This is a genomic window from Halomonas citrativorans (assembly GCF_014898005.1).
GTDB lineage: Bacteria > Pseudomonadota > Gammaproteobacteria > Pseudomonadales > Halomonadaceae > Vreelandella > Vreelandella citrativorans.
Map to the genome: position 1 here is coordinate 1 of NZ_JABUYX010000027.1, position 17704 is coordinate 17704.

The following is a 17704-nucleotide window of genomic DNA, read 5'->3' on the forward strand; positions in this document are numbered from 1 at the left end:
GGTTAGCTCAAAGCGGCCTGCAGGGCTTTTCATGGTCTTGGGAGAGCCCCCGTTTTTGCGGTTGGGCGTCTCTTGATTGTCGAGATGCGCGTCGAGCTCCGCCTGCATGGCAGCCTCGGTCAACTGCTTGATGAGCGGCGTCAGAATGCCCTCCTTGCCGGTGAGATCTTTCCCTTCTCGCAGGGCTTTCAGCGCCGCGTCCATGTCAAATGTTGCTTGTGTCATACATCACCTCTTTCCTCTTAGGGTAGAAGTGACACAGAATTCTGAACACTACCTTATTGGCCATTGGTAGTGGAACGTCTGCTCTTGTCGTGGTGATCACGCTACCAGCTTCTATCCTTTTCGGATGGTTGGCTGTAAAACTGCTTGCTATAGTGAAGACGTTACAATCTGAAGAAGAGGACTAACATAATGTCTGTTTCCTATGGAATTGGTGCCATTATTGCCGCAACACTGGTTGTATCCACGTTATTATTCCTATGGGCTCGCCAGAAGGATGGCCAGCATAGGGGAAAGCTAAAGAAGGCGTAAAATCCGGTAAACGGCGTTGACTCTGTGAAATTTGAGCAGGCGTTTTCACCGATCCGGAATTGATCGATCCAGAATGGTTGACCAGAAAGCACCTGCGTTTGCAGGTGCTTTTCTTTTACAACTACCGTAGTGCACGAAATCTTAAATGAAACTGCCCTGCTGGCGCCTCTCCACTGGTAAGGCGTTTATCAGGTTCTGATGAGGAGATTACTCATGAATACAGTAAAACCAACAACGCTTGTGTATTTGGCACTAGGCGCGAGGCAGTCGAAAGCATTCAACGATGCTTCGAAAATTTCGTATCTACAACTAGGGTTACACGAGATCGAGCTAATGCAGTTTCTCTGTGAAGCGGCGGCCATAGTGCACGAAGTCTTCCATGAGCTGACAACCGTTGAGCAATTCGACGGTAACCTGGAATGCTCATTGGCAGAACCGATGGGCAAGTGGATTATGACCTTCATGGTAGAAAACCATCGCTTACCGGAGGATGAAGAGATAACCAATGCCTCCAAGGCACTCTTACTTGAAAAAGGGGTAGGTGTGCCTGCGACGGCCACTGATGGGCAAGCATTAGATGCAATTGCAAAGGTCATGAGCGGTAAGCAATGGGGAGCGGACACAATGGGGGAGATTATGCTCATTGTGGCTCAAACTGGCAGAGCTGTTCATGAACTCGAAGAATAAGCAGTAACGCTGATAGCTTTTTTTAAAAATTGTTAAATGCTAATTTATGAAGCTCCCTATCACAGGGGGCTTTCCAATGTGAGTGCAGAACAAGCTTATATCGGAAAGCAAAGTTCTCTCCCTCTTGGGAGCGATAGAGGTAGCTGGCCTCTCTATGAAAGCAGCATTCTACCCTGCAGTAGTCGACACTCGTCGCTTATGCATCTCTGCCGGCACTGAGCGCCAGCATTTCAAATGCTCATCTGAGCGATCCACCTCTTTATCCATCGAACTCGGTCCCCGTGGTCCGGGTTACGCGTGGGTAATTTTCCTATCCAAGGAGTTAACATGAAAGAATTAATACAATCGCGTAGCGGCCGGCTTCAAAGCCAAATCGAAATTGGTGGTGAAGACTCTTGCTTGCGTGAGCAATGGAAGAATGACCTTACGTTAGCGACTGAAATGGCCATCATGGAGCATTTCCCGTTCGGACTGCTAGGTTACGAATGCGCACGTCAGAAGGCGGTTCAGAATGGAACTGATGGTATTTTTGACCAAAAAATGGATGAACTGAGAGAGAAGGTTGCTAAGCAGCTTTTAATCGACGATCCCATCCTGGCAAGAAGCCATGCAGCGTCACTGAAGGCATCGGACGCCAATGCTGGCTCTCTATAGCGGTCATCAGCGGTTCTTGGTCCCATCGCAATGCTAATACGCCGGAACCTCGGCATTTTTAAGGCTCATCTGAGCGACTCACTAAACCAGCCACGTGCTCTAGCCTCTAGGGGCGACGACGCCCGCCTGGCATATTGTGCCCTCAGCGCTTACGGCACTTGCTCCATGCGTTCTAGGCACTTCCAAACGATTACCCTTGCCCAATAGGACTAGGGCCTTTCAACAGCGCTCCGTTGAGCGCTTATAACTTGCACACGTCGCTCGTAATCCAGGGATTAGCGGGGACTGAGCTTTTATAACGGAGAAATTCCATGTCTTCTGAGACCCCCAACACCAACTGCCTGGCAGGTATCGCATGTCAGCATTGTGGATATAAATCTCGCGTCCAAACTGTGTCACGAGCCTTAGCAACTTTGGATGACGAGGTTGACGAATCCACTGGCTTAGAATTCGACGACACGTCCTTGATCACCTGTAGCGAATGCAAGTATCAGGGAACGGTTGTTGAATTCCGCGAGATGCAGGTAGATGCGTATGAGCCAAACAGTGGTGTGACATCTGTCTGGTCACCGGACGATGGTATCGACTTTGATACCATCGTCAGAGAAAGTGAGCAGCTAAAGACGTACATCACGGTTAGTTTACCCTCGCAGCAATGGAACGATATTGTTCTGCTGCTGGGCCTCGGCAAGAGGGACCTGGAGCACTACAGTCCAACGCATGCAGCTCAAGACGGCTATTGCAAAGCTGAAATCGATGAAATGGAGCGGTTAAAACAAAATCCAGTAGAGCAACTCTTGTCAACTCAGTTGAGTGCATCAAGCTCAGAAAGCGCGTGGAGCAAGATGGATTCAGCCAAAGCGCGCAGTGAGGGATGGAATCTTTTTGCCAGCGATGGTACTGAATTTGGATTCACAATCTGGAGCATAGAGAGAGAGGATGAGCTTTGTATCTTCGCGGATGACGCGTCGGCACTGAAGCATATTTACTTGCAGGCAAGTAAGGGGAGCGAGTTGCACTTACGCGCGCTTACGCTCCACATGACACTTGCTCGTTAAGCTTAGGGACTATAAACAGACTGGGTCAGCACCCTGAAGGTGCTGACCAGCTGCTTAAGAAGACAGAGGCTCATGCATGTATAGGTCAGAATCGCCGGTACATCCGGATAGAGGCACGATCGTAAACAATGACGTCAAGTACGTGGTGCTCAATGAACACACGCTTGGCTACTTCCTGGGGCCGGACCGTCAGTTAATGATGGTACTTCACGGCTTAGTGCTGAAAGGCGGCCATGACTGGAAAAATGGATCGGTATCGATTGGCCCTAGGGATAGCGTCCGGGAGGCTACACGTGAAGATTTCGTGGCCTTTAGGGTAAGTTCAAAAGGGCACCTTGATTAAGAGGCACATATCAACGCAATAACAGGCCCAGCGGCCAACTTACCACCCCAAGATTTTCTGATGAAATATCGGTTCTAAATAATCATAAATAAAGAAAACTTAATAAGGTGCCGTTGGTTAATTACCAGGCACCTAAAAACAAAAACCGGCCTTGCACAGGTCGGTTTTTTTTTGGGCTTATAAACGTAGGTGTCATTTTCAGTAATTGTTAGGCACCCGAGAGTGAACTTATTGCCATTAAAGGGCTTGGGCCCAAGCGGATGGCGCAGCTAAAAGCGGTGCTGGATGGAGACACGTAGCCCATTGGGTAGAACAACTATTTTCCGTGTCCTTTAGGCTTGCAATTCTGTTGCTGGTAGACAGTCCTCTGAACGCCTAAACTTGGGTTGACGTAGCGAGGCAGTCGCTTTGCTCAAAAAGAGGGGGATTCTCGATGAAAGATTCATGGTGTTCACCTATTTGGGATGGCACTCAGATGCTATATGGTGCGGCAGCTCGCGAGTATCGTCTCCGCCTGGCTGGTGGTGTAGAAACGGTTATCCGCAACAGTGCCGAAAACGCAACCCGCCAAGCCTTGGATACTATTAACGGCATCAGTGCTGCTGTCACTAACCCTAAATCCAATGTGGTGCCAATGGACAAGTCTGCTGCTAGGCCTCGGCGCAGTGCGTAAAAACTGCACTGATCAAGTGCAGGGAAAGTGATTTGATCTCGATGAACAAGGCCCGCCCGGTTTACCAGGCGGGTTTTTTATGCCTGACATTTTCCTAGAACGGGCTTGGTTGCTGGTGTTAGGCTAATGCGGAGGCCTCCAGGCAACTCTCTCAGGAATGCACGCGATTAAACATCAATCCTGACAGAGGGCTTTATGGCCACACCTTCCCGCCAAGCTACTTCGCTTCGCCCAGGGCAGTTTCGCCACTTAATTCGTGTCGCGGGCGTCACTGGCCGTATGCCACAGCGCGACCAAATGTTGCTCTGGATTACGCATACAACCGGCATCCGTGTCACAGAGCTAGCCCAGCTACGTATAGACGATGTTCTTCTCCCAAGCGGTGCCATACGCGTAGAGGCGTATCTGCCAGCCAAAATCACCAAAGGCTGCAAAGCGAGAAATATTCATTTCACCCATCCTAAGTGTGTGAAAGCCATTGAGGAGTGGCTTGAAGTGCGCCACCTCCGGCAGTGGGGATGCTCTAAAGAAACCAGCTACAGAGGCTTTCTTCCGCATAGCAAGCTGGTACTCACCCACAAAGGCCAGTCCTTCGAGCTAGCTATTAAAAAGCGATTATTGGCCACAGGCCCCAAAGAGTATTGGGCAAGCGATTCGCTTCAGCAGACATTTAGCCGCTTGTATCGACAAGCGGGAATCAAGCTAGGTAGCAGCCACAGCGGTCGGCGTACCCTCGCGGCTCGGGTGCTAGCCGCAACAGGTGATATTGAAGCGGTACAGGCAATTTTGGGCCATTCTGAACTTGATCATACGAAGCCATACCTCTCTATAGATCAAGAGATCATTCGCAAAGCTTTCGAGGTTGCGTTGTAGATACAAAGTATCTACTAAAGCTTTGCAATCACTCATTTCAGTGTCTACAATGTAGATACACGGTTGAGGAAATGAATCATGGAGCTCAAAATTCAGAAGTGGGGCAATAGCGCGGCAGTGCGACTGCCAGTTGATCTACTGCGCAAATATGGCCTTAGCGATGGGGACGCGCTTGAGGTTGAGCAGGGCACCACTAAATTTGTCCTCAAACCAATCCTTTCAATACCAAAATACTCTCTCCAAGAGCTGTTGGATCAGTGCGATCCCAATGCACCTGAACCGGAAGAGCTTGCTGCTTGGCATAACATGAAGCCAGTAGGGCGCGAGGAATGAGTCGAGTAAAGTTCAAGCGCGGTGACATAGTGCGAGTGAATCTTAATCCAACGGAAGGCAGGGAGCAGCAAGGCGATTTTCGGCCTGCGTTAGTCTTAACCCCTGCCGCCTTCAATCAGTTTGGAACTGTTGTTATCGCACCGATTACCCAGGGTGGCAATTTTGCGCGACATGCGGGTTTTGCAGTGCCGTTAACTGGATCAGGCACCAAGACACAGGGCGTTGTTCTAGTTAACCAGCTCAGAAGCCTGGACTTGGAGGCGCGTGGAGCGCGCAAGGTTGAGGCCGTCCCTGAACACATCATTGATGACGTATTAGCGCGTGTTCAGACGCTCTTTGAATAACACTAGGAAACCACAGGTGACAGTATGAAAATGAAGGTGATGTTGTACATCTTAGCCACTGGCGCTATCGCGTGGTTCAGTAGCAAGATTGTTTTATGGATGGTGAATGCTGCCACTGGTGAAGAATACTCCTCTCTGCTTACTACTCCGCAGCTTCAATACGCATTCTTTGTTGTGTTGTTCGCTATTTTGCTAGCCATACTCAAAAAGTCTTACCAGCGCCGTTCGTATACAGAAAAAGCCAAAATCTCGCTGACAAATAGTTAAAGGAAAAGGTGGAGGAATGAAAACTAAGTTAAAAGTGTTACTTGGAGCCATTTTTTTAGCCGGTTTGTTAGCCATGGTTTTTCTGGCGTGCCAGATGACTTTTGTATGGTGGCAGGCCAAGCCCGATAGTCAATCCGTTGTGGCTGAGTTGATATGGAAACAGCATGGCGGCTATGTGTTGCTTGTTTGGGCGGTTTTGCTGTGGCTGGTTCACCAACTATTCGGCAACCAGAGGCGCCGAGCAATATCCTCTAAAGAGTGATAGGAAAAGTATGGAAATCTGGAAGTTATTTATTCTTTGGGTGACCTACTTGGTACTTGCTGGTGTCGCGGGTATTTGGGTGCTGAACACTCTTTTCGGACTAGGGCTTGCCTACGACGTTAAAAATTGGACTGCTTTCTCGTTGGGCCTTTTTCTGATCAATCCTGCCGGGGTTCTCGGAATCTTCAACAAGCACAAAAGTTAAATGAAAAGAGGGTAAAGCCCATGAAAAACAGCCCCAACTGGTCTGCATTTTTCTTCTCAATGACTCTGGCTACCGTCTTGGTCGTATTTCTCAGCGTTGAGTTTAAATCGACTTATGGCTTGTTTTTCGGCTTTGTGGCGGCGCTTTTCAACAGTTTCATGTTCATGCGAACAGCATTGATCTATTTCAAAACCAAATAGCTAGGAAAAGTATGGAAATCTGGAAGTTATTTATTCTTTGGGTGACCTACTTGGTACTTGCTGGTGTCGCGGGTATTTGGGTGCTGAACACTCTTTTCGGACTAGGGCTTGCCTACGACGTTAAAAATTGGACTGCTTTCTCGTTGGGCCTTTTTCTGATCAATCCTGCCGGGGTTCTCGGAATCTTCAACAAGCACAAAAGTTAAATGAAAAGCGTGCAAATGACTAAAAACCACCCTGATCTGCGGCATGATGCAACGATGCTTGCATGGGCTATAAGCAGAGAATTGAAGAACATCAGCCCCAGTGACTTTATCGAGTCGGTGTGGTTCTGGAAACAATTGGGTGATGGTGTCGAATACCTGTTGTCTTTCGCCTGCGATGATTGGCCGGAGATAGAAGGAACCTGCCAAGAGCTAGAGTCTAAAGACTTCCCCGCTTGCTTACCCTATTTAGACCCTGCATTGCAGATTCATGAAAGATGGCAAGAGTTCGTGAGTGGCGTTGCCGAGGCTGAGGGGGTTGCAGCAGTGGCCACTAAAGACCAGTTGCCGGATGATGTACGAAAAAGGCTAATACCTCATGTATCAAAAGAACAGTTTGCGGCCATTGGGCACGAAAATGAGTTCTTGCTGAAAAAGAAGCAGTGGTTCAAGTCGCCAGTCACAATTTTGAAGTGATTAGTTAAAGGAAAAGACCTAAGTCGTCATGGGCGCGCTCCGCGTTAACATGAATGTTAATTTAACATCTATGTTAACGACGGGAAGTAGTCAAGTCGCAAATTATAAAGGTGATAAATGCTTGTTTGTTATTCAAAAAGCAGGACTATGATGATCTATCACGAGGCCATGGAGTTCGCAGCTCGGGCCGATGATCCGTCAGCTTTCCTACAATGTTGGCTTGCTGGGGACTGGTTAACCGTTAAGCGAAAATGGCCGAGGTACCACGTCGACCGTGAGCTTATTTATGGTGATGCTGCATTTGACGAGGGTCAGGCTGCATTCAATGCAGGAGAGGCAAAGGAATCAAACCCACACCAACGTGATGACGAAGCTACATTCCCAGCCTGGGAGCTTGGGTGGGAAGCTGCAAAGTCCAGTGCAAATATTCCCTTCTAACGAACTTTCCAATAGTTGAAGGAAAACATCTAATGGCCACAAAAGAACAGTATTCCTACGAAACCTGTCTGGCAGCTATGTACCAGCATTTGGGCAGCCGAACCAAAATCAGCGCGTCAGGTTACAACATCATTTTCGCTGAGGGCTTCCGTCTCAACGGGCGCGCTGATTTAAGCGGGGGAATCCCTGGGCTAGCCGCCAAACAGATGGAGTTCGCAGGGATTGACCCCAACGAGATCACCCAGCAGCAGAAGGACTCTTACCTAAAGTGGCAGGCAGAGCGTGATCGTGAACATTCGCTGAATGGGGCAACCATCATCGTCACAGGCCCCCAGCGCCCTGAGAAGGGTAACAAAATGTGGAATGAGGTTTGGCTCCGGGATGGACGCGGCGAGCTGCTAAGCGTTCACATAATCGACCGTTTCGACGAGTGGGATAGCGAAGCACGCAACGCGGGCGGTGGCATTGGGGGCTTCCGGTCGATGCCTGACACTAAGGCCATAGATGCGGCAATCGAACAAATCAAAACTGATTTTCCCGACTACGCCCACGTACCTGTGCAACGATAGAGGAAAACACGACGATGGAAATTTTAATCTGCGATGAATCTGGAATGGAGCAGTGCCGATTTGAATTGCCCGACGCCGCCCCAGTTCCAGCCGTAGGCGACAACCTCATATTGATGGGCACGGTGAATGGGAATATTGAAGCAGAAGTTATCAGCCGGACGTTTATAGCTTATATGCCCTCGCCACTTGGCGGGGTAGCCAGGCCCCAGGAATATGAGTGGCGCTTAACCATCAGCCCCGGCCATAAGGGTTGAGGAAAAGCCATGCTCCGCAGACATTTTAAAAAACACGGTACTCGGGGGGCTGTTCTTTTAGTAGTGGTAGTGCTGCTTGCGGCTACCACATACTGGATTGCTCCAGGTTACTGGAAATAAGTTAAAGGAAACGCCCTTGGCTGACGACAGTCAATATTTTCGAGGAAAGGAGCCCGCGAAGGTGGCAGAAATGATTCAGAGGCGCGAAGCAATAATGGCAATTGCTTGTTTTACGTCGTTCATTACATCAACGGCTTTAGCTGATGCAACCAGTGTCCTGACAGTTAACAGCTTGCGCATACCGGGGCAGCCGGTTGTTTTACAGGAAGAAGCTGGTGACTGTTTATTTTTCGGAGATCTTGCGCATTCAGGTAACGTGCATATACAGATCAAAGTGTGCAAAAAAGATGACGGATCACTGCTAGCTACATATTACCCAGCGATAGCAGACGTAGATTTGCTCCCGGTACTTGAAGGTATTCGTTTATACCTACGGACGACTCCTCGTAACTAATGGCGTTTACACAAAACACGCGAAAGTTAATGGAAAAGAGGACTACACGATGAATACGATATTAGTTATTTTCTTTGGCGTTATTGCCTTGGTACTAGGGCTTTTCGTAGCGCTTCTAATTGTTAGCTCTTTAACAAAAAGCGCAGAGAGCTTACGAGAAGCCATGTGGGAAAATCCACCGAAAGTAATGGGGACGCTATTTGTATGTTTCGCCATTTTCTACTTACTGGGTTTTGGAGCGCTAAGTTTTATAGGTGCGTCTGAAAGTGATGTTTTTAAAGAGTCTTATGATATAGCGACACTATACGGCTATGGCGGCTATGTCGGTGCTGGCATTTTAGTTTTGGGAGCAGTGTTTGTTGGTCTCGGCCTCAAGCTAGAAAAAGAAATGAACAAGTCATAGGAAAAGCCCCTGACACAGGGGGCTTTCGCTAGCCGCCCAACCAGGGCGTCTGCCGAAAGCAACCAACAAATGAAAAAGAGATATTGCGATGAAAGCCTGCTTGAAATGCAAAGAATCGATTCATGATCGTGCATCAAAATGCCCTCTATGTCGGTCATGGCAATCCAAAAGTGGTGTTTTGCCCCGTAGTGTGGAGTGGATTGGCATTGTCTCGGTACCCCTAATTATCGCGCTAATTACCATTCCATTTGCCAACGGCTATGCTCGCTATGTTTTTTCCGAAACACCAGAGATTATTAGATGGCAGGTTTTAGATCACATTACCGAAAGTTCTGGCGTGGCCAGCCGCACAATTAGCTTAGATAGCATAAATATTTTCAATATTGCGCAGGCTCGCTCTTTTGCCGACCGAATAGCCCACGATATTCAAAGGGATGGAATCGAGAGCCTGCCCCGATGCGTTAGCTCAAGAGGCGAAATTTGCGGTGGTCTTTCGGCTACTCATGAAAATGGTGTTTTGCAAATCGTAAAACCTTCTGAGCTAACTAATTTGTCTGAAGGGTTTGGAAAAGAAGCCCTAGCAAGTTCAACGAGGGGAAATGTCATATATACACAAAGCGCATCAGATTCATGGGTAGTCCGCTACGCAGATAGTCAATCTAATGCACACTAAATTGCAACTTTTCTCAACACTGACAACGTTTTAGGAAAACATCACATGACTACAAATGCCCTGTTCGCTTCGCCTGTGGCGTCGTCGGCTCCAACCTTCGCATCGAAGGCTCGGGCCGTACTGACAAGCCCTTACTTCTGGCTGATGGCCGCTCTGTGCGTGGCCCTTCTCTTTGGTGCCGAACCCGCGCACGCGGCAAACGCCACCGAGGGCGGCGGCTCGGGTCTGCCGTGGGAAGGCCCGATTGCCAAGCTCGTCCAGTCGATCAGCGGCCCCGTGGCCTTCGGTATTGCACTGCTCGGCATCATCGCGTGCGGCGCGACCCTGATTTGGGGCGGTGAAATCTCCGAGTTTACCCGCCGCATCATCTACGTGATCCTCGTTGTCTGCATCATCGTTTTCGCCAAAAACCTGCTTACCGGCACCATGTTCTCGGGCGCAGTAATCCCGGCTGACGCAGCAATCACCGCTGACGATCTGGCCAGCGCATCGAAAGCGCAGGCCGCCGCACTGCCGGGTGCAGGGGGTCGCTAATGCAAGTCGAGGAAGCGCGTAGATTGACGCCTTTCCACCGGGCACTGCACCGGCCGCAACAGGTATGGGGTGGCGAGCGCGAGCTAATGCTGTTCTCCATGCTTGTTGCGGGCGGCCTGATCGTGTCGGCCATGAACTGGCCCGCCACGATCCTCGGAACGTGCATCTGGTTGGTTTGCGTCTACGGCCTTCGCAAGATGGCGAAGGCTGACCCGAACATGAGCAAGGTCTACGTTCGCCAGCTCAAGTACGGGAACTATTACGGGCCGTTCTCACGGCCCCATCGTGTGGCCAAGTCGCCACGTATCTACTGATAAGGAGCGGACATGCTTGCGTTAGCACCCTTCCGTAGCAAAGCCGCTGGCTTGCCCGACCTGCTCAACTACGCCGCGCTGATTGATGAAGGCGTAGTGCTGGGCAAGGACGGCTCGCTGATGGCTGGTTTCTTCTTTCGTGGTGATGATGCAGCATCCGCCACCACGTCAGAACGCAACTACCTGACCGCCTTGGTCAATCAATATCTGGCGCGCTTCGGCTCTGGTTGGTCGGTTTGGACTGATGCGTCCCGGCTGGCATCGCCGGGCTATCCGGCCCCGGATGAATCTCATTTCCCTGAGCCGATCACGGCTCTGATTGACGCCGAACGGCGGTCAACTTTCGTCAAGGATCAATCGCTATTCGAGAGTGAATATGCGCTGATTCTGACCTACCTCCCGCCAAGTCGCCGCGACTCGAAATTGGCCGAAATGGTCTACGACGATGATGGCGTAGACGACAGCGACCCGGCCGACCGCCTGCTACTGGACTTCAAGAAAAAGCTCGATGACCTGCACGATGGTGTCGGCGATCTGCTGCATATGCGCCGTATGGCGACGATTACAGTGGGCGAGGGCGAAGACGCCTATCAGAGTGATGAACTGGTGAACTACCTGCATTACACGCTGACAGACGAACCTATCGCGCTGCGTATTCCTGACTGCCCGATGTATCTGGATGCGTGGCTTGGCTATCCCACGCTGTGGCCGGGCGACACGCCCAAGGTCGGCGACAAGTTTGTGTCGTGTGTGGCTATCGAAGGTTTCCCCGGAAACTCGTACCCCGGCATTCTCGACATGCTCGACAGTCTGCCGCTGTCCTATCGCTGGTCGTCGCGGTTTATCTTGGGGGCGTTTGCGGGAGGGGGCGAAATCCTACGTTAAGCCGAGAACGCGCTTACCGTAGTCCCTTAGTTCGCCATTCGGGCCGACATAGCGATAGAGAGTGACGCGCTCGATCCCAAGTTCCTTGCAAAGATCGGAAACGGAAGTGTCGCGCTGCGCCATGGCGGCCTGTGCGAGACGGACCTGTGCTTTGGTGAGGGCAAATTTTCGGCCCCCTTTGCGACCGCGCGCTCTTGCAGCAGCGAGACCGGCCATGGTGCGCTCGCGGATCAGGTCACGCTCGAACTCGGCCAAGGTTGCGAAAATGCCGAAGACCATGCGGCCGGATGCTGTTGTGGTGTCGATCTGAGCGCCCTTTCCGGTCAGCACCCGCAAACCGATATTGCGATCAGACAGATCCTTCACCGTGTTGACCAGATGGGCAAGAGACCGCCCGAGACGGTCAAGCTTCCAGACAACCAGCACATCGCCGTCACGCAATGCTTTGAGGCAGGCGGTCAGACCAGGGCGATCCTCACGGCTGCCGGAAGCGCGATCCTCATAGATCTTGTTTTGTTCGACGCCGGCAGCGCTCAAGGCATCGCGTTGCAGGTCGAGCGACTGAGACCCATCAGCTTTGGAAATGCGTCCATAGCCGATTAACATTTCCGCCATTCCATGACCATGGTGAATGGCGTCGTGAGATACCTTTGCACCCTGTCTTGTGGACCCCTAGATGGTCTCGGTTCATCGAAGAACGTCAGTTTCAAGCCTTCATCAAGCAATGCAGACATGTAAGTGCTCAAGGGGCGATGCCAGTTTCGCACTCGCAAGCCATCCCATTCGAACCACTCTGCCCGTTCACCAAAATAGTTTCCAAGAGGATGGTACGCACGACCGTCTTCGCCTTTGATCCACCCAATTGTGCCATTGGAAGTGCAGAAACTTGTCAGGTTTGCGATCAGAATTCTTCCGCCGGGCTTGAGAATGCGAGTGGCTTCTCGAACCGCCGTGTGTATGTCGTCAATGTCGATAAGGCTCAGGTAGAATACTGCGAGGTCGAACTCTTCATCATAGAAAGGCAATTTCTCGGCAAAAGCGTTGAGATATTTACCAGCTGGATCACGGTTTCGTGCTCTTTCAATAAACGGTTCGATTGGATCAATTCCGACAGCATCGATACCGATCTCCTTTGCCATACGGCAAAACCGTCCTTCGCCGCAGCCGATATCCAACATTTTTGCCGCGCCCGACAATTCGGCTCGTTCCAGCATCGGCTTGTCGAGGATGAACTCGCGCGCGAAATCGCCGGCATCTGGCATTCTGTCGATCCACGCTTGAGAAGAGCTAAGCCAACCGTTCTCATCCGGGTCACGTTGGTTCATTGCCTGTTATTCCCTGTTACACAAACGGTGGTTTGAGGCGGTGCGTTTGCCACAAATGATTTGATCGCTGGAAATGTATCTCAACCAGCTTCATAAACAAAGCGTCTTGAACATCCTCGAATTTTGATAAAGGAACATGGATGCCGCGTCGCGTCACTCTCACTGATCGGCAAAGGGACGCGCTGCTGCGTCTGCCAATCTCGCAGGTGGATTTACTCAAGCATTATACGTTGAGTGATGAAGACCTCGGCCACATCAAGCTTCGCCGCCGTCCACACAACAGGTTCGGCTTCGCCCTGCAATTATGCGTCCTGCGCTATCCCGGTCGGGTGCTGGCACCCGGCGAACTGATTCCAGCAGAGGTCGTCGAATTTATCGGCGCACAACTCGGCTTGCATGCCGAGGATCTGGTTGACTATGCCGCCCGTGAGGAGACGCGACATGAGCATCTGGCGGAGTTGCGGGCGCTCTACGGATTCCGCACATTCTCTGGACGTGGTGCGCGCGAATTGAAGGACTGGCTGTTCCGGGAAGCCGAGATAGCGGTGTCGAACGAGGATATTGCCCGTCGCTTTGTGGCTGAATGCCGTCGCACCCGCACGGTTCTTCCCGCGACATCCACGATCGAGCGCCTCTGCGCCACGGCTCTGGTCGATGCCGAGCGGCAAATCGAGGCGCGGATTGCCGATCGGTTGTCCATGCCTATCCGGGAACAGTTACTGGCATTGCTAGAGGAGACGGCTGACGATCGGGTGACCCGTTTCGTATGGCTGCGTCAGTTCGAGCTCGGCTCGAACTCGTCGTCGGCCAACCGGCTGCTCGACCGGCTCGAGTATCTGCAACGTGTCGATCTTCCCGAGGATATGCTTGCTGGTGTTCCTGCTCATCGGGTGACGCGTTTGCGCAGGCAGGGCGAACGGTATTACGCCGACGGCATGCGTGATCTCCCGGAAGACAGGCGGCTTGCGATTCTGGCGGTGTGCGCGTCTGAATGGCAGGCGATGCTTGCTGATGCCGTGGTCGAAACCCACGACCGGATCGTCGGCCGTCTCTACCGGGCGTCGGAGCGCATTTGCCAAGCGAAGGTCGCTGACGAGGCGAACGCGGTGCGCGACACCCTGAAATCCTTCGCTGCAATTGGAGGGGCCCTGGTCGATGCACGAGATGACGGCCAGTCGCTGAACGACGTTATCGCGAGCGGATCAGGGTGGGATGGATTTAAAACTCTTGTCGCGATGGCTGCCAGGCTAACCGCCACCATGACTGCCGATCCGCTCAATCATGTGCTCGACGGCTATCACCGTTTCCGCCGGTACGCTCCTCGCATGTTGCGCTTGCTCGATTTGCGGGCTGCGCCAGTCGCGCTGCCGCTTCTAGAAGCGGTGACGGCCCTGCGTACTAGTTTGAACGATCCCGCGCTGACCTGCTTCCTGCGACCGAGCTCCAAATGGCATCGCCATCTTCGTGCCCAGACGGCTGGTGATAGTCGCCTCTGGGAGATCGCGGTGCTGTTCCATTTGCGCGATGCGTTCCGCTCCGGGGACGTTTGGCTTGCCAAGTCCCGGCGCTATGGCGATCTGAAACACGCACTTGTTCCGGCGCAAGCCGTGGCGGAAAGCGGCCGTCTCGCCGTACCATTGCGGCCGGAGGAATGGCTGGCAGACCGGCACGCTCGCCTCGACATGCGGTTGCGCGAGCTTGGCCGTGCGGCACGCTCGGGCACGATTCCCGGCGGGTCGCTCGAAAACGGCGTCCTGCATATTGAGAAGCTCGAAGCCGCCGCGCCGACAGGCGCCGAAGATCTAGTGCTTGATCTCTACAAGCAGATCCCGCCCACGCGCATCACCGATCTCTTGTTGGAAGCGGATGCAGCGACTGGCTTCACGGAAGCGTTCACGCATCTGCGCACCGGAGCGCCTTGCGCTGACCGGATCGGGCTGATGAACGTCATCCTTGCGGAGGGGGTCAATCTCGGCCTGCGCAAGATGGCCGACGCGACGAACACCCACACTTTCTGGGAGTTGATCCGCATAGGGCGATGGTATGTCGAAGGCGAAGCCTACGACCGGGCGCTGGCCAAGGTTGTCGAAGCGCAAGCGGCGTTACCCATGGCCCGGTTTTGGGGCATGGGTACGTCGGCTTCGAGCGATGGTCAGTTCTTTGTCACCACAGAGCAAGGTGAGGCCATGAATATGGTCAACGCTAAATATGGCAATACCCCGGGCCTGAAAGCCTACAGTCATGTCTCGGATCAGTATGCGCCGTTCGCAACCCAGGTGATTCCTGCAACGGCGAGCGAAGCTCCATACATCCTCGATGGTCTGCTTATGAACGATGCCGGTCGCAATATCCGCGAGCATTTCACCGACACGGGTGGCTTTACCGATCACGTATTTGCCGCATGTGCCATTCTCGGCTACCGCTTCGCCCCGCGGATTCGCGATCTTCCGTCCAAGCGGCTATATGCATTCAATCCTTCGTCCGCGCCGACGCATTTGAAGACCTTGATTGGCGGAAAGATCAATCAGGCCATAATCGAGCGGAATTGGCCTGATATCTTGCGCATCGCCGCTACGATTGCCGCTGGAAGCATCGCGCCCAGCCAAATCTTGCGTAAGCTCGCTTCCTATCCGCGGCAGAACGAACTGGCCACGGCCTTGCGCGAGGTCGGCCGCATCGAACGCACCCTGTTCATGATCGACTGGATTCTGGATGCCGATCTGCAACGCCGCGCCCAGATAGGGCTCAACAAGGGCGAGGCACATCACGCGCTGAAGCGGGCCATCAGCTTCCATCGCCGGGGCGAAATCCGCGATCGTTCCGCCGAAGGCCAGCACTACCGAATCGCTGGCATGAACCTGCTCGCGGCAATTATCATCTTCTGGAACACCATGAAGCTGGGTGAAGTCGTCGCTAACCAGAAACGCGATGGAAAACTGATATCGCCCGATGTTCTGGCTCACGTCTCACCTCTCGGATGGGAGCACATCAATCTCACCGGAGAATATCGCTGGCCAAAGTCTTAGCGTAGGATTCCGCCCCCTCCTGCAAACGACCCCAGTATGCCGCGAGCCGTGGATATGAACTCGATGTCGCCAGAACACTGGTTTGTAGTGGCTTAATGAATCCGGACACTCCATAGAGGCGCTATAGTAGCGCCATGAATGAGGTGTCTATTTTGAATCAACGTCGAGCGTTTACCCCGGAGTTCAAGCTTGAAGCCGTGAACTTGGTACTAAACAAAGGCTATTCCGTTACAGAAGCCTGTGATGCATTGGATATTGGGCCCACAGCGATGCGTCGCTGGATTGACCAGTACAAGAAGGAAAAGCTGGGAATCATCTCCGAGGGACGCAAAGCGCTAACGCCGGAGCAAAGGCAGATCCAAGAGCTTCAGAAGCGCGTTGATCGTCTTGAGCTGGAGAAAGACATCCTAAAAAAGGCTACCGCGCTCTTGATGACGGACGAGTTCAAGCTCAAGCGCTGATTGGTTCGTTCAAACACCGTTTGCCGGTTCGTGCGCTTTGCAGCCTGTTCGGCTTACCTGCTTCCACGTATTACGAACAGGAACAAAGAAAAGATCTAATCGATGTTGAAAGGATTCACCTGCGCGCAACGGTGGCAGCACTGTTCAATGCCAGCAACCAATCGGCGGGCAGCCGAACGGTTGTTTTTCAATTGGCACTAATGGGCCTGATGGTGGGCCGTTATAAAGTCTCTCGACTCATGGAAGAGGCCGGGCTGGCCAGCAAACAGCCAGGCCGCCATAACTACAAAGCGGCGGGCGCTGCACATCCGATGGTTGAAAACCATCTGCAGCGTGAGTTTAACGTTCAGACTCCCAACCAGGTCTGGTGCGGTGATATCACCTATGTGTGGGTGGGTAAGCAGTGGGCTTACTTGGCGGTCGTCATTGACTTGTATGCCCGACGGGTAATCGGTTGGGCCACATCGCAGTCGCCTGATAGCGCGCTGACAATCAAAGCACTGAACATGGCTTATAACCTGCGAGGCCAGCCCAAAGGCGTGATGTTCCACTCCGACCAAGGTTGCCAGTACAGCAGCCTGGCTTATCAGCAGCAGCTATGGCGCAAACGAATGGTTCAGAGCATGAGCCGCCGAGGGAACTGTTGGGATAACGCCCCAATGGAGCGGGTGTTCCGCAGCTTTAAAAGCGAATGGATGCCTAAGCAGGGTTACCGCGACCTGTATGAAGCAACGAGAGACATAGGCCGCTATCTGATGAGCTACTACAACAGGCAGCGTCCGCACAGCTACAACGCCGGCCTGCCACCGGAGCTAGCTGAAAAAAGACTTAACAAACTGTCCGGAATTAGTTGACCACTACAGTTATCAATGCGATGGTGGTGATGGAAATCTTCTATCTTTTCAAAATCCGTTATCTTCATGCCTCGTCTTTCAGTTTTGTCGGCATGAAGCGGACGCCGGTCGTTCTCGCGGCCATTGGCGTCGTCGTGCTGGCGCAACTGGCCTTCACCTATCTACCCGCCGGTGCACAACCTTTTTGCAAGCGCGCCGATTTCGATTGTCGATGTTGCTGGTGATCGGTGTCGGCGTGATCTTAATGGCCAATTTAGGAAGTGGAAAAGATCGTTATCCGCCGCATGGACTGGCAGGCGGTCTGATGGGTAAAGCCGGATGAAGGCAGGCATTTCTCACGC

Annotated in this window: 27 protein-coding genes and 1 pseudogene; 25 read left to right on the forward strand and 3 right to left on the reverse strand. The window is 52.4% G+C overall.

From position 1 onward, the window contains the following. A pseudogene (locus INT20_RS15830) lies at positions 1–225 on the reverse strand (IS256 family transposase); the annotation flags it as partial. Positions 226–747: 522 nt separating this feature from the next. Here INT20_RS15830 and INT20_RS15835 point away from each other — a divergent pair. From INT20_RS15835 to INT20_RS15940, 22 genes are all read left to right on the forward strand, one after another. Then, positions 748–1221 (forward strand): hypothetical protein, encoded by a 474-nt coding sequence (locus INT20_RS15835; RefSeq protein WP_193057266.1) that lies wholly within the window; start codon positions 748–750, stop codon positions 1219–1221. A gap of 327 nt (positions 1222–1548) precedes the next feature. Beyond that, entirely contained in the window at positions 1549–1875 is a 327-nt protein-coding gene (locus tag INT20_RS15840; protein WP_193057267.1) for a hypothetical protein, read from the forward strand. Positions 1876–2186: 311 nt separating this feature from the next. Continuing rightward, positions 2187–2933: a hypothetical protein gene (locus tag INT20_RS15845; RefSeq protein WP_193057268.1), complete on the forward strand. Its 747-nt coding sequence runs from the start codon at positions 2187–2189 to the stop codon at positions 2931–2933. A gap of 76 nt (positions 2934–3009) precedes the next feature. Continuing rightward, positions 3010–3276: a hypothetical protein gene (locus INT20_RS15850; protein WP_193057269.1), complete on the forward strand. Its 267-nt coding sequence runs from the start codon at positions 3010–3012 to the stop codon at positions 3274–3276. Positions 3277–3709: 433 nt separating this feature from the next. Then, positions 3710–3949 (forward strand): hypothetical protein, encoded by a 240-nt coding sequence (locus INT20_RS15855; protein ID WP_193057270.1) that lies wholly within the window; start codon positions 3710–3712, stop codon positions 3947–3949. Positions 3950–4144: 195 nt separating this feature from the next. After that, a complete protein-coding gene (locus tag INT20_RS15860; protein WP_226912213.1) occupies positions 4145–4822 on the forward strand; it encodes a tyrosine-type recombinase/integrase in 678 nt (225 codons plus the stop codon). Positions 4823–4900: 78 nt separating this feature from the next. Next, entirely contained in the window at positions 4901–5155 is a 255-nt protein-coding gene (locus INT20_RS15865) for an AbrB/MazE/SpoVT family DNA-binding domain-containing protein (protein WP_193057271.1), read from the forward strand. Then, a complete protein-coding gene (locus tag INT20_RS15870) occupies positions 5152–5499 on the forward strand; it encodes a type II toxin-antitoxin system ChpB family toxin (protein ID WP_193057272.1) in 348 nt (115 codons plus the stop codon). The genes INT20_RS15865 and INT20_RS15870 overlap by 4 nt, the downstream gene beginning before the upstream one ends. A 24-nt stretch (positions 5500–5523) precedes the next feature. Then, positions 5524–5766 (forward strand): hypothetical protein, encoded by a 243-nt coding sequence (locus INT20_RS15875; RefSeq protein WP_193057273.1) that lies wholly within the window; start codon positions 5524–5526, stop codon positions 5764–5766. Positions 5767–5782: 16 nt separating this feature from the next. Next, positions 5783–6028, forward strand: coding sequence for a hypothetical protein (locus INT20_RS15880; RefSeq protein ID WP_193057274.1), 246 nt, complete (start codon positions 5783–5785; stop codon positions 6026–6028). Between the two features lie 10 nt (positions 6029–6038). Then, entirely contained in the window at positions 6039–6233 is a 195-nt protein-coding gene (locus INT20_RS15885) for a hypothetical protein (protein ID WP_193057275.1), read from the forward strand. Between the two features lie 20 nt (positions 6234–6253). Further along, on the forward strand, positions 6254–6433 hold the full coding sequence (locus tag INT20_RS15890; RefSeq protein ID WP_193057276.1) for a hypothetical protein: 180 nt from the start codon (positions 6254–6256) through the stop codon (positions 6431–6433). Between the two features lie 11 nt (positions 6434–6444). Beyond that, on the forward strand, positions 6445–6639 hold the full coding sequence (locus INT20_RS15895) for a hypothetical protein (RefSeq protein ID WP_193057275.1): 195 nt from the start codon (positions 6445–6447) through the stop codon (positions 6637–6639). 15 nt (positions 6640–6654) lie between these two features. Further along, positions 6655–7113: a hypothetical protein gene (locus tag INT20_RS15900; RefSeq protein ID WP_193057277.1), complete on the forward strand. Its 459-nt coding sequence runs from the start codon at positions 6655–6657 to the stop codon at positions 7111–7113. Positions 7114–7583: 470 nt separating this feature from the next. Then, positions 7584–8120, forward strand: coding sequence for a hypothetical protein (locus INT20_RS15905; RefSeq protein WP_193057278.1), 537 nt, complete (start codon positions 7584–7586; stop codon positions 8118–8120). A 14-nt stretch (positions 8121–8134) separates the two neighbouring features. Next, positions 8135–8374: a hypothetical protein gene (locus tag INT20_RS15910; RefSeq protein WP_193057279.1), complete on the forward strand. Its 240-nt coding sequence runs from the start codon at positions 8135–8137 to the stop codon at positions 8372–8374. Between the two features lie 181 nt (positions 8375–8555). Further along, complete coding sequence (locus tag INT20_RS15915; protein WP_193057280.1) at positions 8556–8888, forward strand: hypothetical protein; 333 nt, start codon at positions 8556–8558, stop codon at positions 8886–8888. A 49-nt stretch (positions 8889–8937) separates the two neighbouring features. Next, positions 8938–9291 (forward strand): hypothetical protein, encoded by a 354-nt coding sequence (locus tag INT20_RS15920; RefSeq protein WP_193057281.1) that lies wholly within the window; start codon positions 8938–8940, stop codon positions 9289–9291. 88 nt (positions 9292–9379) lie between these two features. Then, complete coding sequence (locus tag INT20_RS15925; RefSeq protein WP_193057282.1) at positions 9380–9964, forward strand: hypothetical protein; 585 nt, start codon at positions 9380–9382, stop codon at positions 9962–9964. Between the two features lie 45 nt (positions 9965–10009). Next, positions 10010–10498, forward strand: a complete 489-nt coding sequence (locus tag INT20_RS15930; protein ID WP_193054618.1) for a TrbC/VirB2 family protein — start codon at positions 10010–10012, stop codon at positions 10496–10498. Beyond that, positions 10498–10812 carry a conjugal transfer protein TrbD gene (locus INT20_RS15935; protein ID WP_193054617.1) on the forward strand — a complete coding sequence of 105 codons (315 nt, stop codon included), beginning with the start codon at positions 10498–10500 and terminating at the stop codon, positions 10810–10812. The genes INT20_RS15930 and INT20_RS15935 overlap by 1 nt, the downstream gene beginning before the upstream one ends. Before the next feature lie 12 nt (positions 10813–10824). Beyond that, a complete protein-coding gene (locus INT20_RS15940) occupies positions 10825–11697 on the forward strand; it encodes a hypothetical protein (protein WP_226912214.1) in 873 nt (290 codons plus the stop codon). On the opposite strand, the gene INT20_RS15945 is transcribed toward INT20_RS15940, so the two are convergent. Continuing rightward, positions 11689–12303 carry a recombinase family protein gene (locus INT20_RS15945; RefSeq protein ID WP_024899851.1) on the reverse strand — a complete coding sequence of 205 codons (615 nt, stop codon included), beginning with the start codon at positions 12301–12303 and terminating at the stop codon, positions 11689–11691. The genes INT20_RS15940 and INT20_RS15945 overlap by 9 nt on opposite strands. Further along, positions 12297–13022, reverse strand: coding sequence for a class I SAM-dependent methyltransferase (locus tag INT20_RS15950; protein ID WP_024899850.1), 726 nt, complete (start codon positions 13020–13022; stop codon positions 12297–12299). Before INT20_RS15950 ends, INT20_RS15945 begins: the two co-directional genes overlap by 7 nt. Before the next feature lie 140 nt (positions 13023–13162). Between INT20_RS15950 and INT20_RS15955 the strand changes: the two genes are divergently transcribed. The 3 genes from INT20_RS15955 to INT20_RS15965 all read left to right on the forward strand — a co-directional run bounded on the left by INT20_RS15955 (position 13163) and on the right by INT20_RS15965 (position 17587). After that, on the forward strand, positions 13163–16048 hold the full coding sequence (locus tag INT20_RS15955; RefSeq protein WP_140023314.1) for a Tn3 family transposase: 2886 nt from the start codon (positions 13163–13165) through the stop codon (positions 16046–16048). 149 nt (positions 16049–16197) lie between these two features. Further along, positions 16198–17363 (forward strand): IS3 family transposase gene (locus INT20_RS15960; protein WP_193054623.1). Its coding sequence is split into 2 segments (ribosomal slippage): positions 16198–16456 and positions 16456–17363, totalling 1167 coding nucleotides; the frame shifts between segments, so codons are not numbered across the junction. After that, a complete protein-coding gene (locus INT20_RS15965; protein ID WP_193054616.1) occupies positions 17360–17587 on the forward strand; it encodes a cation transporting ATPase C-terminal domain-containing protein in 228 nt (75 codons plus the stop codon). The genes INT20_RS15960 and INT20_RS15965 overlap by 4 nt, the downstream gene beginning before the upstream one ends. Positions 17588–17704: the final 117 nt, after the last annotated feature.